14 protein-coding genes and 1 tRNA gene are annotated in these 15,869 nt (G+C 41.3%); 6 read left to right on the top strand and 9 right to left on the bottom strand.

Annotated features, from left to right (window positions below; all coding sequences use genetic code 11):
• Window positions 1-62 precede the first annotated feature (62 nt).
• The 5 genes from ATE37_RS06515 to cshA form a co-directional block, all read right to left on the bottom strand.
• A complete protein-coding gene (locus ATE37_RS06515; protein ID WP_084868425.1) occupies window positions 63-1,340 on the bottom strand; it encodes an ABC transporter permease in 1,278 nt (425 codons plus the stop codon).
• A 393-nt stretch (window positions 1,341-1,733) separates the two neighbouring features.
• Window positions 1,734-1,819, bottom strand: a tRNA-Leu gene (locus ATE37_RS06510).
• An 80-nt stretch (window positions 1,820-1,899) separates the two neighbouring features.
• Window positions 1,900-2,475 carry a cysteine hydrolase family protein gene (locus tag ATE37_RS06505; protein ID WP_084868424.1) on the bottom strand — a complete coding sequence of 192 codons (576 nt, stop codon included), beginning with the start codon at window positions 2,473-2,475 and terminating at the stop codon, window positions 1,900-1,902.
• Window positions 2,475-3,263, bottom strand: a complete 789-nt coding sequence (gene codY, locus ATE37_RS06500; RefSeq protein ID WP_000940727.1) for a GTP-sensing pleiotropic transcriptional regulator CodY — start codon at window positions 3,261-3,263, stop codon at window positions 2,475-2,477. Before codY ends, ATE37_RS06505 begins: the two co-directional genes overlap by 1 nt.
• A gap of 282 nt (window positions 3,264-3,545) precedes the next feature.
• Window positions 3,546-5,102, bottom strand: a complete 1,557-nt coding sequence (gene cshA, locus ATE37_RS06495) for a degradosome RNA helicase CshA (protein WP_084868423.1) — start codon at window positions 5,100-5,102, stop codon at window positions 3,546-3,548.
• A 349-nt stretch (window positions 5,103-5,451) separates the two neighbouring features.
• Between cshA and ATE37_RS06490 the strand changes: the two genes are divergently transcribed.
• The 6 genes from ATE37_RS06490 (at window position 5,452) to tnpA (ending at window position 12,519) form a co-directional block, all read left to right on the top strand.
• Window positions 5,452-6,768, top strand: coding sequence for an FAD-containing oxidoreductase (locus tag ATE37_RS06490; protein ID WP_084868422.1), 1,317 nt, complete (start codon window positions 5,452-5,454; stop codon window positions 6,766-6,768).
• A 706-nt stretch (window positions 6,769-7,474) separates the two neighbouring features.
• The gene (locus ATE37_RS06485) at window positions 7,475-8,230 is read left to right on the top strand and encodes a hypothetical protein (RefSeq protein WP_038804909.1); all 756 of its coding nucleotides are present in this window, start codon (window positions 7,475-7,477) and stop codon (window positions 8,228-8,230) included.
• 296 nt (window positions 8,231-8,526) lie between these two features.
• Window positions 8,527-9,870 carry a lipid II isoglutaminyl synthase subunit MurT gene (murT, locus tag ATE37_RS06480; protein WP_084868421.1) on the top strand — a complete coding sequence of 448 codons (1,344 nt, stop codon included), beginning with the start codon at window positions 8,527-8,529 and terminating at the stop codon, window positions 9,868-9,870.
• Window positions 9,870-10,652, top strand: a complete 783-nt coding sequence (gene gatD / locus ATE37_RS06475; protein ID WP_084868420.1) for a lipid II isoglutaminyl synthase subunit GatD — start codon at window positions 9,870-9,872, stop codon at window positions 10,650-10,652. Before murT ends, gatD begins: the two co-directional genes overlap by 1 nt.
• A 127-nt stretch (window positions 10,653-10,779) precedes the next feature.
• Window positions 10,780-11,862: a M24 family metallopeptidase gene (locus ATE37_RS06470; RefSeq protein ID WP_084868419.1), complete on the top strand. Its 1,083-nt coding sequence runs from the start codon at window positions 10,780-10,782 to the stop codon at window positions 11,860-11,862.
• A 192-nt stretch (window positions 11,863-12,054) separates the two neighbouring features.
• Window positions 12,055-12,519: an IS200/IS605 family transposase gene (gene tnpA, locus ATE37_RS06465; protein WP_084867627.1), complete on the top strand. Its 465-nt coding sequence runs from the start codon at window positions 12,055-12,057 to the stop codon at window positions 12,517-12,519.
• A 135-nt stretch (window positions 12,520-12,654) separates the two neighbouring features.
• Here tnpA and ATE37_RS06460 read toward each other — a convergent pair whose 3' ends face one another.
• The 4 genes from ATE37_RS06460 to ATE37_RS06445 all read right to left on the bottom strand — a co-directional run bounded on the left by ATE37_RS06460 (window position 12,655) and on the right by ATE37_RS06445 (window position 15,859).
• A complete protein-coding gene (locus ATE37_RS06460; protein ID WP_084868418.1) occupies window positions 12,655-13,119 on the bottom strand; it encodes an ECF transporter S component in 465 nt (154 codons plus the stop codon).
• A complete protein-coding gene (locus ATE37_RS06455; protein WP_084868417.1) occupies window positions 13,097-13,870 on the bottom strand; it encodes a bifunctional hydroxymethylpyrimidine kinase/phosphomethylpyrimidine kinase in 774 nt (257 codons plus the stop codon). The genes ATE37_RS06460 and ATE37_RS06455 overlap by 23 nt, the downstream gene beginning before the upstream one ends.
• Window positions 13,860-14,609: a tRNA pseudouridine(38-40) synthase TruA gene (gene truA, locus ATE37_RS06450; protein WP_084868416.1), complete on the bottom strand. Its 750-nt coding sequence runs from the start codon at window positions 14,607-14,609 to the stop codon at window positions 13,860-13,862. Before truA ends, ATE37_RS06455 begins: the two co-directional genes overlap by 11 nt.
• A gap of 98 nt (window positions 14,610-14,707) precedes the next feature.
• Complete coding sequence (locus ATE37_RS06445) at window positions 14,708-15,859, bottom strand: MFS transporter (protein WP_084868415.1); 1,152 nt, start codon at window positions 15,857-15,859, stop codon at window positions 14,708-14,710.
• Window positions 15,860-15,869 lie beyond the last annotated feature (10 nt).

Raw genomic sequence — 15,869 nt, 5'->3', positions numbered from 1 at the left:
CAAAACACAGCTTTTAGGTTGTAGATAAGGCTAACGCGGTTTGAAGAGATTTTCGAAGAGTCTTAACTAATAGATGATAAAATTTCTTTCGGCGATTTTCTAAATAAGAATACGAAACAAAGGGCTACAGACAAGCAACCAATCAAGAGCAGAAATACATAGGATTCTGCAAAGGATAGGAGACTGGTTAATAGACCGCTTGCTTTGGCCAGCGTGTCCTGTAAGGTTGCCTGATCTCCACTGGCTAGTACAGTTTGGAGTAGATAGGATGTAATGGCGTTTCCTGCAACAAATGCTGGAAGCAAAGCTCCAAGAGATACCAAAACTACCTCTAAACAGAACTGGAGGAAGATCGAACTCTTGCCTTTTCCAAGTGCGAGTAAAATCCCCACTTCGTAGACCCTTTCTCTCAACCAGAGAGACAAGACCAAAATTAAGGCTCCTGCTCCTGCTATCAACATCCCATAAAGGAAGATGGTCAGGAAGGTTTGGAAGGTTGCAACTGAGTCTTTGATTTGTTCAAAGGCCTTGTTTTCCTTCTCTACTTGGTAGCCTTGACTTTCCAAAGCCAAGTTTTCCACCTGCTTCATGAGTCCGTCCATTTCCTTAGGATTTTCTACATAGAAGCGCGCTGCATTGACCTGCGGTTCACTATTTCCCAGAAGGGTTTGGCTGCTTTCATAGTCTGTAAAGACCTGGTTTTCACTGAAGTCAGAAGACAAGCCTGTGAACTTTTCTTGTTTCTTACCAGAAAAGATGCCGACAATCTCAAACTCTACTGTTTGCCCTTTTCCAGCTTCGGACTGACCAGCATCCAAGCCAATCTTGTCATGAAGCGAAAGACCGTTCTTCTTAGCCAACTCTTCGTGGATGAGGATTTTCTTGGAGTCTCCTTTTTGAAGGTGTCGCCCTTCTTTTAGATTGAAAGCCGAACTGGTAAAGGTGACATCCTTGGATGAATCTTCAAGAGCCGTTAAGCTAACCAAGTTCTTGTCCGCTGCTGACAAATCATCGCGTTCTACACTCTGCTCACCACTCACCGCTTCCTTGTCTTTCAGTTTTGCGACCGTTTCGAGTTCAGGAGAGACATTTTCCAGTCCCTTAATCTTGCTCACGGATGCTAGGTCAGACAATTTGAAGGTCTGTCCATTTTCTATCTTTTTGATAGAAAAAGATGTATTGAGTGATTTGTAAAGATTGTTTTCTACTGTTTTGTTGGACTTCATCAGAGTCAAACAGGCTGAAATTCCTGCTAAAAGGACAAATAAAATCAGAAATAAAATAAAACTTCTCAGTCGTTTTCTGCTGACATAAGCCCAAGCTCTTTGGATTGGATTCATTTGTCACCTCCATATTTGTAAGACTATTATAAAATCCAAATATGAAATGTTTATGAAATCAAAAATTTTTTTGATTTATTTTTTGAAAAAAACAAAAAAGCTAGCAAACGCTAACTTTTCTTCTTATATAAGGATGTATAGTACCAATCAAAAATCTACTTCATTTTAAAAATGATAATCACATCTTTCTGATTAGTATTTTTCCATTTCCTAAGTTCTTCATTTTCTGACTTGTATCTGAGAAAATTCTTGATAGGATGAAATGGAAAACTCAGTTTAAATGTTCTGATACAATGACTGTTCTTGATGCCAATATTTTTCGATATACGAAACGTAGCCTCTAGTCTTCTTTGTAAAAACAAAAAGAGCTAGCCAAAGCTAACTCTTATCCTATGCGGAGAGAGGGACTTGAACCCTCACGACCTAAAGCGGTCACAGGATCCTTAGTCCTGCGCGTCTGCCAATTCCGCCATCCCCGCGTCGATTACTTTACTAGTATATCAACTTTCAAAATCTTTGTCAACACTTTTTTCAGATTTTTTTCATTTTTCCAAGGGAATTATTCTTGGATTTCAGCCAGATTTTCATCCAGCAACTTGGCTCCCAATGTGTTCTTAAAATGACCAAGAGCAAACTGATGATTTTCTGGCCAAATAGAGGCAACTGCAGGCTTGACAACTTCAATATCATAACCTAAATTGTAGGCATCAATAGCCGTATGAAGGACACAAATATCGGTCAAAACCCCTGTCAAGATAACTGTAGTAACCCGACGTTCTCGCAGGCGAATATTGAGGCCCGTTCCTGAAAATGCTGAATAGTGACGCTTGTCCATCCAAAAGACACGACTATCCGCCTCATGCTCAGCATAAAAGTCAGCTAGAGGGCCATAAAGATTACGCCCACTAGTTCCGATGATGTTATGTGGTGGAAAGAGCTTGCTTTCTGGGTGGAATGTATCCTTCTCTTCATGGGCATCAATGGTGAAAAAGATATAGTCCCCACGATCAAAAGCTAATCTGGTTACTCGATTAATTGCCTCTGATATGGCTTGAGCAGGTGCCCCTGCAGTCAGCTTTCCATGGTCTGCTACAAAATCCTCTGTATAGTCAATTGAGATTAAAGCCTTTGCCATTAGTAGTCCCTCTTTTTCACTTCCTCAAAAATATCACCAATTAGAACTTTGAGATAAGTCCCCTTCATTCCTAATGAACGACTCTCAATAATTCCAGCTGACTCCAGTTTACGAAGCGCATTGACAATAACTGAGCGTGTAATGCCAATACGGTCTGCAATAACTGATGCAGTCAGCTGCCCTTCATTTCCATCCAATTCAGCTAAAATAGCTGATACGGCACGCAGTTCTGAATAGGAAAGGGTGTTGACAGCCATAGTAACAGCCGTACGACGGCGAATATTTTTCTCATCTTCTTCACGTTGGAAGTTCAAGAGTTGAATCCCTACCACCGTGCTCGCAATCTCAACAAGGATCAAATCCTCATCTTCAAACTTCTTATCATTGCGCCAAATGATCAACGAACCTAGGCGAATCCCTGATACATGAATCGGAGCAATGGTCGTCAAGCCATCTGGAAAATCCGCACGGCTCTCTACAGGGAAAATGGTCAAATCATGTTCAACAGGAAGATTGGCTTCCGTGTCATAAATCATGTTTGCACCTTGGATATAATCATCTGGAAAAATCTTAGTTTGAAAAAACTGCTCTACACGATCTGTATTCGTTTTATAACGCATGAAGTAGCCTAAAAGGCGTCCCTTGCTATTCACAATACAAGCGTTACAATCAATAATATCTGCCAACTGGCGTGTAATCGCATTATAGGGAAGTTCATCTTGAAGTTGCTCCTCTGAGCGTTTCAAAATAGAAGTAATTTTTCTTGTTTTTTCTAATAAATGTGCCATTTTTTACCTCGCATTTAATCGCTACCATTATAACATAAAGAGCGTGAATTTTCAATTATTATCTGAAAATTGCTTATTTAATTACAATTTTGAACAGCAAAAATATTTTAGAAAAATGAGTTCTTTTGTGTTGACAGCTGAATTATTTTTTGTTAATATAACATTATAAGAAGATGACATGGTAAATCCCTTTCCGTTTCACCTATCCTTTACTATCACCATCTTCTTTTACCCTTGGTTTCCTTATATATAAAAGCGATTCACAATGTGAATCGCTTTTTCCTACTTGTCTCCTTTGTTACGAATAACAAAGCCAGTCTTCTTTTCGCTTGAGGTGTTGTGAGGTTTTTTATTGTCTTTATTACGATAGCGTCTGTCTTTATCAAAACGATCGTTCCCTCGGTTGCCTTTTTTGAAATCATCACGGCGACCACCACGACGGTTATTTCCTCGACGATTGTCGCGTCCACGATTACCTCCAGAACGTCCATTTCCTGACGGTTTGAACGGCAGTGGTTTTTCACGCGCAATCTCCACTTCAGGAAGACTATCTGGATCTTGGACTGTCAGACTCAAGATATACATTGCCAGTTCTTCTGGACTAAATTCGGCAGCTAACTTACGAGCATCCTTGGCAAATTTCTCAAAGTTCCCACGAATAGTTTCATCTGCGAAGTCTCGTTCGATTTTCTTGAGAGCTACTTGTTTCTTAGCTTGGAAGGCTTCTTCTGCTGTCGCTGGTTTCAAGCCTTTCATGCGTTTCTTAGTCAAGTTTTCGATGATTTGAAGGTAACCCATTTCATTTGGCGCTACGAAAGTAATAGATTGACCTGACTTACCAGCACGACCTGTACGACCGATACGGTGAACATAACTTTCAGGATCTTGTGGAATATCGTAGTTATAGACATGGGTCACACCTGAAATATCCAAACCACGTGCTGCCACGTCTGTCGCAACTAGAACATCAAGATTACCATTTTTAAAATCACGAAGGACACGAAGACGTTTATTTTGGTCCAAATCACCATGAATTCCTTCTGCACGGAAGCCACGGATCTTAAGACCACGAGTCAATTCATCTACACGGCGTTTGGTACGACCAAATACGATAGCAAGCTCTGGTTGTTCTACATCCATGAGACGGGTCATGGTATCAAATTTTTCTTGTTCCTTAACACGGATATAGTACTGGTCAACCAATTCTGTTGTCAATTCCTTGGCAGCAATCTTCACATGCTCAGGGTCTTTCATAAATTGAACACCAATACGTTTGATAGCGTCTGGCATGGTTGCTGAAAAGAGCAAGGTTTGACGATTTGCAGGGACACGAGAGATAATAGCTTCGATGTCTTCAAGGAAGCCCATGTTGAGCATTTCATCCGCTTCGTCAAGGATGAGGGTTTCAATATCTTGTAATTTCAAGGCCTTCCGTTTAATCAAGTCCAAGAGACGGCCTGGTGTTCCTACCACGATGTGAGCACCCGATTTAAGGGCCTTGATTTGTTTTTCAATGCTGGAACCACCGTAAACTGAGCGAACTTTCACTCCTTTGCTACGACCAAAGCGGAACAGTTCCTCTTGACTTTGGACAGCGAGTTCACGAGTTGGAGCGATGACCAAGGCTTGAATAGTCGCTTCTTCTGTACGGATTTTTTCAAGGGTTGGCAAGCCAAAGGCTGCAGTTTTCCCTGTACCAGTCTGAGCTTGACCAATGACATCCTTGCCTTCAAGAGCCAATGGAATAGTCTGTTCTTGGATAGGACTGGCTTCTACAAATCCAGCTTTTTCAATCTCTGCTAGCAATTCAGCAGACAAATTAAATTCATTAAATTTCACGTTATTCTTCTTTCTAAAGGTGGTGCGAAGCCACCCTATAGGGCTTTAGTTTATACTTTTCTTTTCATGACGTATCTTCAACAAAAATGAGATACCGTGTTGCTTCTTTTCCACGAAAGAAAAGTACTGGTTTCTTTGCAACCTATCTAGTATAACACAAGACCAAAGCAAAAGATAGTAGAATCCTTTAGGAAAATCATGTAAACGATTTTCTAATAGTAATGTGGCCTGAAACTGGTTTTTCAAAGGATTTGAAGGGAGCATTTCAAGCTCACTCCATTTCCCGTAGCAGATTTGTGCAAAAAGTGTTTTCTTATGCTAGAATGAAAATCAAACAGGAGGACTATAAATGTTAACTTATGATTTAATCGTTATTGGATTCGGTAAAGCTGGGAAAACACTAGCTGGTAAATTGGCTTCAGCTGGCAAAAAAGTTGCCCTCGTTGAACGTAGCAAAACTATGTACGGTGGAACTTGTATCAACATCGGATGTATTCCAACTAAAACCTTGCTAGTTGCTGCTGAGAAAGATTTGTCTTTTGAAGAAGTGATTGCTACCAAAAATACTATCACTAGTCGCCTCAACGGTAAAAACTATGCGACTGTTGCTGGTACAGGCGTGGATATCTTTGATGCGGAAGCTCATTTCCTTTCAAATAAAGTCATCGAAATCCAAGCTGGTGATGAAAAACAAGAACTGACTGCTGAAACTATCGTTATCAATACCGGTGCCGTTTCAAACGTCTTGCCAATCCCTGGACTTGCTACAAGCAAAAACGTCTTTGACTCAACAGGTATCCAAAACTTGGACAAATTGCCTGAAAAACTTGGAGTTCTTGGTGGCGGAAACATCGGTCTTGAATTTGCAGGTCTTTACAACAAACTTGGAAGCAAAGTTACAGTCCTAGATGCCTTAGATACTTTCCTACCTCGAGCAGAACCTTCCATCGCAGCTCTTGCTAAACAATACATGGAAGAAGACGGCATTGAATTGCTTCAAAATATCCGTACTACTGAAATCAAAAATGACGGTGACCAAGTCCTTGTCGTAACTGAAAACGAAACGTACCGTTTCGACGCCCTTCTCTACGCAACTGGGCGTAAGCCAAACGTAGAACCACTTCAACTTGAGAATACAGACATTGAACTTACTGAACGTGGCGCTATTAAAGTAGACAAACACTGTCAAACAAATGTTCCTGGTGTCTTTGCAGTTGGAGACGTCAACGGTGGACCTCAATTTACCTACATTTCACTTGATGACTTCCGTGTTGTCTATAGTTACCTTGCTGGAGATGGTAGCTACACTCTTGAAGACCGTCTCAATGTACCAAACACTATGTTCATCACACCTGCACTTTCTCAAGTTGGTTTGACTGAAAGCCAAGCAGCTGATTTGAAACTTCCATACGCAGTTAAGGAAATCCCTGTTGCAGCCATGCCTCGTGGTCACGTAAATGGAGACCTTCGCGGAGCCTTCAAAGCTGTTGTCAATACTGAAACAAAAGAAATTATTGGTGCAACTATCTTCTCAGAAGGTTCTCAAGAAATCATCAACATCATCACTGTTGCGATGGACAACAAGATTCCTTACACTTACTTCACAAAACAAATCTTCACTCACCCAACCTTAGCTGAGAACTTGAATGACCTGTTTGCGATTTAAGTTGAGACTACATCGTATCTAACAGCCCTCGTCGGGCTGTTTTTGCTTCTGCGAAATCTCATACTCAATGAAAATCAAATTCAAACTACGTCAGCTTCACCTTGCCGTACTCAAGTACAGCCTGCGGTTAGCTTCCTAGTTTGCTCTTTGATTTTCATTGAGTATCAAATCTGTCTTTTCTTTCTTTTATGATATAATGTCCACACTTTACTTAGCAGTCCTAATTATATATTGAGTCTCAGGTCGTTCTTTTAAATATCAGCAATACATATGACTTTAAATAACTTGCTTCAGCTCATCGTTTTATGGGTAATTTAAAAAGTATATTTTGCAATGATTGTTTCCCTAATTAGTAAACTATCCACTCTTTGCGCGGATCGTATGTGTATTTTCATCGTTTGTGGAAAGGTTTTACCGTTTGCAAATTGATGGCTAAGTCGATATATTTTTTCTTCTTAAATATTTTCCAAATTATTTAATCTTTTTAAAGATAAGAATCACTTTCTAATCAATCAAAGGATACTTCAAATTTCTTCATTCTTGATAATATGAGCAATACTCTGCAAAATGTTTAAACTTTATCATTGTAAAAAATATCGAAAGAAATCCCACATTACATTAGTATATATTTGGTATGGGATGAAATTGACTTTCGAAAACATTAACTATACAATGTCTGTAAACAAGAAATAATGAGGTAACGATTATGAATAAAACAGAATTACTGTTACAAAGACTAGATGATATTGGTCAGTCTCTAAAAGATTCTAGACAAGCACTAGCTTTGCTGGCACTTGGTTCTTGCGGAGTAGAAAGAGACCGATTGGATCAATACTCAGATTTGGATTTTTTTGTTATTGTAAAAGATGGCTACAAGCAGGCCTATATCCAGGATCTAACTTGGTTAAGTAATCTAGAACCAATTGCATTTCACTACCAAAATACAGTGGACGGACATAAAGTTCTATTTGAAGATGATGTTTTTTGTGAATTTGCTGTCTTTGAAGCTCATGAACTAGTAAACATTCCCTTCGCTGAAGGCAAGATTATCTGGAAGGAGGTCGGTTTTGATGGAACAATCTGCCAGCCACAAAGATTGCCATCAAAAGAAAATAGAGACCGTGAATGGCTGTTGGGAGAAATTTTATGCAATCTATATATAGGACTAGGTCGCTATCAACGAGGCGAAAAATTGGCTGCTTATGATTTCATCCAAAACAGATCCGTCAAGCTTTGGACCGAACTAATCAATTTGGAAAAAACCTCTAAATCTGATTTTATAGATATTTTTAACAGCAACAGAAGATTTGAAAAAGGTTATCCAAACGAGGCCAAACAATTGCCTCACTTTTTGCAAGGTTACGAACGAATCTCTGAATCTGCTCAGGCACTCCTAGAATATCTTGATAAACACTATCCTCTTAATGCATTTATAAAAGAAAAAATTCGTAATTTATTATAAAAGAGACTTTCCAAAAAATGATCTAAATCCCAAAAGTTAGGTATCTTTGTCAGTTATAATGGATTAATGAAATTTTAAAACCGGTAGAGGACAATCGATGTCCTCTTCTTTCTTATATTCAGAGTGAGAAAGATTTATTTCTTAAAGTTGCCAAAGTTATCAAATCCAAAGATATTGTATTTGATTGGTTTGGTTTAATCAGAACCTAAAAAGCACTTCTAAGGTTACTTCTTTAGTTGTTCTTAGAGGTTACTTTAGTTATTGGACTGCTGGGCGCAGTATGATATAATAGAAGCATGAAATTAAAAACTACTTTGGGCCTCCTAGCTGGACGTTCTTCTCACTTCATCTTGAGCCGTCTTGGCCGTGGAAGTACGCTCCCAGGAAAACTCGCCCTTCAATTTGATAAAGATATTTTACAACATCTAGCTAAGAACTACGAGATTGTCGTGGTCACTGGTACCAATGGGAAAACCTTGACAACTGCCCTCACGGTCGGTATCCTAAGGGAAATTTATGGTCAAGTTCTGACCAATCCAAGTGGTGCCAACATGATCACAGGGATTACGACAACTTTCTTGACTGCAAAATCTTCAAAAACGGGAAAAAATATTGCAGTACTTGAAATCGATGAAGCTAGTCTCTCACGTATCTGTGACTACATCCATCCTAGTCTTTTCGTCATCACCAATATCTTCCGCGATCAGATGGACCGCTACGGTGAGATTTATACGACCTACAACATGATTTTGGACGCTATTCGAAAAGTTCCTACTGCTACCGTCCTCCTTAACGGTGACAGTCCCCTTTTCTACAAGCCAGCTATTCCAAATCCAGTACAGTATTTTGGTTTTGACTTGGAAAAAGGACCTGCCAAACTGGCTCACTATAATACCGAAGGGATTCTCTGCCCAGACTGTCAAGGTATTTTGAAATATGAGCTTAATACTTATGCCAATTTAGGAGCTTATATTTGCGAAAACTGTGGATGTAAACGTCCTGACTTGGACTACCGTCTGACAGAACTGGTTGAGTTGACCAACAATCGCTCTCGCTTTGTCATTGACGGACAAGAATACGGTATTCAAATCGGTGGACTCTACAACATCTACAACGCTCTCGCTGCGGTTGCTATTGCCCGTTTCCTCGGTGCAGATTCGCAACGGATCAAGCAAGGATTTGATAAGAGCCGTGCTGTCTTTGGACGCCAGGAGACCTTCCATATCGGTGACAAAGAATGTACCCTTGTCTTGATTAAAAATCCTGTTGGAGCGACCCAAGCTATCGAGATGATCAAACTAGCCCCTTATCCATTTAGCCTATCTGTCCTCCTTAATGCCAACTATGCTGATGGAATTGATACTAGCTGGATCTGGGATGCGGATTTTGAACAAATCACTGAGATGGGCATCCCTGAAATCAATGCTGGTGGTGTTCGTCATTCTGAAATCGCGCGTCGTCTTCGTGTGACAGGCTATCCAGCTGATAAAATCACTGAGACAAGCAATCTGGAGCAAGTTCTCAAAACCATTGAGAAGCAAGACTGCAAGCATGCCTATATCCTGGCTACTTATACTGCTATGCTGGAATTCCGCGAACTGCTGGCTAGTCGTCAGATTGTTAGAAAGGAGATGAACTAATGGTTTATACTTCACTTTCCTCAAAAGCTGGCAACTACCCTTATCAGCTCAACATCGCCCACCTCTATGGGAACCTCATGAATACCTACGGGGACAATGGAAACATCCTCATGCTCAAGTATGTGGCTGAAAAACTGGGGGCACATGTGACGGTTGACATCGTTTCTCTTCATGATAAATTTGATGAAAATCACTATGATATTGCCTTTTTCGGTGGCGGTCAAGACTTTGAACAAAGTATCATCGCAGGCGATCTGCCTGCTAAAAAAGAGAGCATTGACAACTACATCCAAAACGACGGTGTAGTCCTCGCTATCTGCGGTGGTTTCCAACTATTGGGCCAATATTATGTTGAAGCTTCAGGTAAACGTATCGAAGGACTCGGTGTCATGGGTCACTACACCCTCAACCAAACCAATAATCGCTTTATCGGTGACATCAAGATTCACAATGAAGACTTCGATGAAACCTACTATGGCTTTGAAAATCACCAAGGTCGCACCTTCCTCTCAGATGATCAAAAACCGCTAGGTCAGGTTGTCTATGGAAATGGAAATAACGAAGAAAAGATCGGCGAAGGGGTTCATTATAAGAATGTCTTTGGTTCCTACTTCCACGGACCTATCCTCTCTCGTAATGCCAATCTAGCTTATCGCCTAGTCACTACTGCCCTCAAGAAGAAATACGGTCAGGATATCCAACTCCCTGCCTATGAGGACATCCTCAGTCAAGAAATCGCTGAAGAATACAGCGACGTAAAAAGCAAGGCAGACTTTTCTTAAACTAAAGAAAACTAGATCAAAGAACTCCGCTATCTTGTCGGAGTTCTTTTTGCCTGCTCTTTTACCCTTCTCCCTTGCATTTTCTCTCTTTTTTTGCCAAAATAGAGGGGTAGAAAGAAGGTAGCATATGTCTAAATTACAACAAATCGTAACATATCTTGAATCAGAAAAACTAGACGTCGCTGTCGTATCTGACCCCGTCACTATCAATTACCTCACTGGCTTTTACAGTGATCCCCATGAACGCCAAATGTTCCTCTTTGTTCTAGTGGATCAGGAACCTCTCCTCTTTGTCCCAGCTCTTGAAGTGGAGCGTGCAACCAGCACCGTTTCCTTCCCAGTTGTGGGCTATGTGGATTCTGAAAATCCATGGCAAAAAATCAAAAATGCCTTACCACAGCACGACTTCAAACGTGTCGCTGTTGAGTTTGACAATCTCATCTTGACTAAATACCATGGATTGAAAGCAGTCTTTGAAACTGCTGAGTTTGAAAATCTCACTCCTCGCATCCAACGCATGCGCCTCATCAAATCATCCGATGAAGTCCAAAAAATGATGGTTGCAGGTCTCTATGCTGATAAAGCTGTAAAAGTTGGTTTTGACAATATTTCTCTTGATAAAACAGAGACAGATATCATCGCCCAAATCGACTTTGCCTTAAAGCGTGAAGGCTATGAAATGAGTTTTGATACCATGGTCTTGACTGGTGACAATGCTGCAAATCCACACGGAATTCCTGGTGCAAACAAGGTCGAAAAAGACGCCCTTCTCCTCTTTGACCTGGGTGTTATGGTCAATGGCTATGCATCAGATATGACTCGTACAGTCGCTGTCGGCAAACCAGACCAATTCAAGAAAGATATTTACAACTTGACCCTTGAAGCCCAACAAGCTGCCCTTGACTTTATCAAACCGGGGGTGACTGCACATGAAGTGGACCGCGCTGCCCGTGAAGTCATCGAAAAAGCTGGTTACGGCGAGTACTTCAACCACCGTCTCGGCCACGGTATCGGTATGGATGTCCACGAATTCCCATCTATCATGGAAGGAAATGACATGGTCATCGAAGAAGGCATGTGCTTCTCTGTTGAACCAGGTATCTATATCCCTGGTAAAGTCGGCGTTCGTATCGAAGACTGCGGTGTCGTCACTAAGGATGGCTTTGACCTCTTTACAAGCACCAGCAAAGATTTGCTTTATTTTGATTAAACCTAGACAAGCAAAAAGTCAGCTATTGAAGCTGACTTTTTTATTATGTGACTATTAGTCCGTCTCGCTCCGCTAGGTGCGAGACAAATAAACCACCCGCTATGCGGGTGCGCGTCGAAGGTTATACCAAAAAACTCCAAACGCGATACAATAAAGGTGTTCAAGCCAATTGTAAAGCGAAAGGAGAAAAATATGGCACAAAAGGCACATAGTTTATCACACACAAAGTGGATGTGCAAATATCACATTGTGTTCACCCCTAAGTATAGACGAAAAATCATTTATAATCAATATCGAAGTAGTTTGGGAGAAATATTCCACCGATTATGTAGTTATAAAGGTGTTGAGATTATCGAAGGACACTTAATGCCTGATCATGTACATATGTTAGTAAGTATTCCACCAAGGATAAGTGTTTCAAGTTTCATGGGTTATTTAAAAGGCAAAAGTGCACTCATGATGTTTGACAAACACGCCAACCTCAAGTACAAGTTTGGCAACCGGTATTTTTGGGCAGAAGGTTATTACGTGAGTACAGTAGGACTTAATGAAGCCACAATTAGGAAATATATCCAAGAACAGGAAGAACATGATATAGCATTAGATAAATTAAGTGTAAAAGAATATGAGGATCCCTTTAGGGATAGTGGTAAGTAGTACCAAGGCCTCTTTGAGAGGCAAGTGACGAGTCAAGAGCAATAAGGCTTGAACAACGTGAAAGCCAGCGTCTTTAGGCGCTGGCTGGTGATTTGGGCTTATAGCCCTGGTGCAAACCACCCGTTAGACGGGTGGTTATGATTTTATCTTCTTGACGCTCTGAAAGACTACAAACCCTACAACCATTCCCACGATATTTTGCAGGAAGTTTGGTAGGATTTCTGGTAGGGCTGCCGCCCAGCCATTCATCAAAGTAGAACCTAGGGCGTAGCCCCCTACCATGACAATGGTTGCTAGGATAAGACCTAACCACTGAGCTTTTCCTTTAAATCCTGCGAAAAATCCTTGCAAGCCATGGTTGACCAAGCTAAAGAACATCCACTGAGGATAGCCTGATAAGAGATCAATCAAGAAACCTGCTAGTCCTCCAACGATGGCTCCCTCTTTACTGCCAAAGTAAAAAGCCGCAAAGAAGATACCCGCATCTAAAAGAGTTAGAATCCCTGTCGGTGTGGGAATTTTTAGGAAATAACCTAGAACCACAGAAAGGGCGGTTAAGAGGGATACAAGGGCGATTTTAGTTGTTTTTGTTTGCTTCATATTGTCTTACTCCATATTGATCTGCTTGTGCAATGGCACGGTAAACGAAAGCCTTCGAGCTTTCTACTGCTGGTAAAAGTTCATCACCTTTGACCAAGTGACTGGCAATGCTTGAGGCAAAGGTACAACCTGCACCAGCATTTTGGCCTTGGATGACGAGATTTTCTAGGACTGTAAAGGTTTGTCCATCATAAAAGACATCTACAGCCTTGTCCTGACTAAGGCGATTACCTCCCTTGATAATGACTGCTGGCGCTCCTAAGTCATGCAATTTCTGCGCTGCTGTTTTCATGTCTTCCAAGCTTTTAATTTCCTGACTAGCCAATAATTCTGCTTCAGGAAGATTTGGCGTAACCACACTGACATGAGGGAAAAAGCGAATCAACTCTTGACAGAGTTCACTGACAGCCACGTCGTGCGTTTCCTTGCAGACCAAGACGGGGTCCAATACCACAGGCACTCCAGGACGTTGCTTGATAAAGTCCAAGGTCTTCTCAGCCACACTGACAGTAGGAAGAAGACCAATCTTAATCCCTGCAAACTCGACATCATGCAGGCTATTCAACTCATGTTGAAAAATAACATCGTCTGTTGGAAAGACCTCAAAGCCCTTTTCGGTCAAGGCTGTCAAACAAGTCACAGCTACAAAACCATGCAAGCCGTTCAAGGTATAGGTAGCAAGATCGGCTGATAAACCACCACCACTAAAAATATCATTCCCAGAAAGGGCTAAAATACGATTATTCTTCATAACGAATCTCCTTTAAATACAAGCCATTCGGTGCCGCTGTTGGACCTGCAAGCTGCCTGTCCTTTTTCTCTAAAATCAAGTCAATCTGCTCAACTGGCATTCGATTATTTCCGATTTTGAGCAGCGTCCCCACCATATTACGAATCTGTTTGTAAAGAAAACCATTTCCTGAGAAGGTAAAGGTCAAAAACTGCCCTGTCTCATCAATCCTAAGACTGGCTTCTGTAATGGTACGAACCTTGTCCTCTACACTGGTTCCAGATGCTGTAAAACCGGTGAAATCATGGGTTCCCTCTAGCTTTTTGATTGCCAATTGCATCCGCTCAACATCAAGCGGATAAGGAAAGTGAGTAGCATAGTGACGGCGCATGGGATTTTTGGGACGCCCCCTATCCACGATAAACTCATAGGTCTTGCTGTGCTTGGCATAACGGCAATGAAAATCATCCACCACAAGCTCAATTGAAATCACATCAATATCTTCAGGAGACTGGGTGTCCAAAGCAAAACGGAGCTTCTCCTCATCCATTTGATAAGGCAGGTCAAAATGAATGACCTGTCCCAAAGCATGGACCCCACTATCAGTCCTACCAGCACCATGGACAGTAATTGCTTGCCCCTTATTCAATCTAGTCAAGGTTTTTTCAATTTCTTCCTGAACGCTACGCGCATGGGGCTGGCGCTGAAAGCCAGCAAAGGCGTAACCATCATAGGAAATAGTTGCTTTATATCTCGTCATAACCTCTATTTTATCAAGAAATTAGTCTCATAACAAGCTAGAAAATTCATAACTGCATGGGTACAAAATTCCCAAAAAGAAAAACTTAGGAATCAATCCTAAGCTCTCTTTTGAAGTAGGTACATAACAAAGATAGAGGTTACAATCAACCATGATCCTAGAATGGTGAAGACCAACATACCGTTTTGAGCTACCAAACCAATCGCTCCAAGAATGAAAGGTGTCGTAAAGGCCCCAAAGCTACATCCTAAAACAGCAAAAGACGTTGCCTGATTAAGGAGCTTGGCTGGGATTCTTTCGGAAAGAAGCTGAAAGACAGTGGTCAAGGCCACACTGTAAGAAAAACCTGCCACAACACTTCCAACTACCATCACACCCAATGACGGAGACAAGGCAATCACAATCTGCCCCAATCCAAAGGTAATACCTGACCAAAGGAGCAACCTTTCTTTAAACAGAGAGATAAAGAAAGAAAAACTCACACCTGCCAAGATACCAATCAACTGCATGATACTTAAAACCAAACTCGATAACTGGGCATCCCCTAGACCTCTTTCCACCATCAAACTAGGAATACGAATGGTGATAGCTGTATTGGTGCAGACAACAACTGCTGCTTCGACAGCCAATAGAAAAATCAAACCTTTCATCTGTCTTGTCAAACGAGTCGTTTCGGCCCCTTTTTTCTTTGTTTCTTTCTTTTCTTTTCCATAAGGGACAAAGAGCAGATAAAGGATCAATACTAAAAATCCCGCACTGTAGGCCAAGAAGGTCACTGTCCATCCCAAAGATAAGAGTTGACCTACCACTAGAGTCAAAATCGACGCCCCGACAACTTCTGCTGATCCGCGAAGGCCCAACATCTGGATCCGTGTCTTTCCATGATAGCGTTCGCTGATGATGGAAATGGCCTTGGCATTGATCATTCCAACACCCAAGCCAAATAAAATTCGCATCGCAAAGACAAAGTTGTACTCCTGATACCAGAAAGGGGCTGTTCCACCGATAGAGAGGATGAGAAGTCCCAGACTAATCTGAAGTCGCTCAGGAAGCAAACGCTCCAAAAACCCATTTAAAACCAGCATAATCATGATTCCAAAAGAAGGGAGACTGACCAGGAGCTCGATTTGTTCCTTAGGGTAGCCTTGATAATAGTCAAACATGGCTGGCAGAGCACTTGAGATGGAAAAGGAGGTAATCAAAACGAGGGAGAGGGCCAAAATACTAGCCCGTTCTAAAAATTGTTTCATGGATTTTCTT

It is taken from the genome of Streptococcus oralis subsp. tigurinus (assembly GCF_002093575.1).
GTDB lineage: Bacteria > Bacillota > Bacilli > Lactobacillales > Streptococcaceae > Streptococcus > Streptococcus oralis_CH.
Note: the sequence above shows the minus strand (reverse complement) of the source record. Positions and strands in the feature narration are given on the sequence as shown.

Coding starts and splice junctions, on each gene's coding strand:
- ATE37_RS06460 (WP_084868418.1), bottom strand. CDS start 13,119: ATGAAGCAAACAAAAACAACTAAAATCGCCCTTGTATCCCTCTTAACC.
- ATE37_RS06455 (WP_084868417.1), bottom strand. CDS start 13,870: ATGAAGAATAATCGTATTTTAGCCCTTTCTGGGAATGATATTTTTAGT.
- murT (WP_084868421.1), top strand. CDS start 8,527: ATGAAATTAAAAACTACTTTGGGCCTCCTAGCTGGACGTTCTTCTCAC.
- ATE37_RS06505 (WP_084868424.1), bottom strand. CDS start 2,475: ATGGCAAAGGCTTTAATCTCAATTGACTATACAGAGGATTTTGTAGCA.
- ATE37_RS06485 (WP_038804909.1), top strand. CDS start 7,475: ATGAATAAAACAGAATTACTGTTACAAAGACTAGATGATATTGGTCAG.
- ATE37_RS06490 (WP_084868422.1), top strand. CDS start 5,452: ATGTTAACTTATGATTTAATCGTTATTGGATTCGGTAAAGCTGGGAAA.
- codY (WP_000940727.1), bottom strand. CDS start 3,263: ATGGCACATTTATTAGAAAAAACAAGAAAAATTACTTCTATTTTGAAA.
- ATE37_RS06470 (WP_084868419.1), top strand. CDS start 10,780: ATGTCTAAATTACAACAAATCGTAACATATCTTGAATCAGAAAAACTA.
- gatD (WP_084868420.1), top strand. CDS start 9,870: ATGGTTTATACTTCACTTTCCTCAAAAGCTGGCAACTACCCTTATCAG.
- ATE37_RS06515 (WP_084868425.1), bottom strand. CDS start 1,340: ATGAATCCAATCCAAAGAGCTTGGGCTTATGTCAGCAGAAAACGACTG.
- ATE37_RS06445 (WP_084868415.1), bottom strand. CDS start 15,859: ATGAAACAATTTTTAGAACGGGCTAGTATTTTGGCCCTCTCCCTCGTT.
- truA (WP_084868416.1), bottom strand. CDS start 14,609: ATGACGAGATATAAAGCAACTATTTCCTATGATGGTTACGCCTTTGCT.
- tnpA (WP_084867627.1), top strand. CDS start 12,055: ATGGCACAAAAGGCACATAGTTTATCACACACAAAGTGGATGTGCAAA.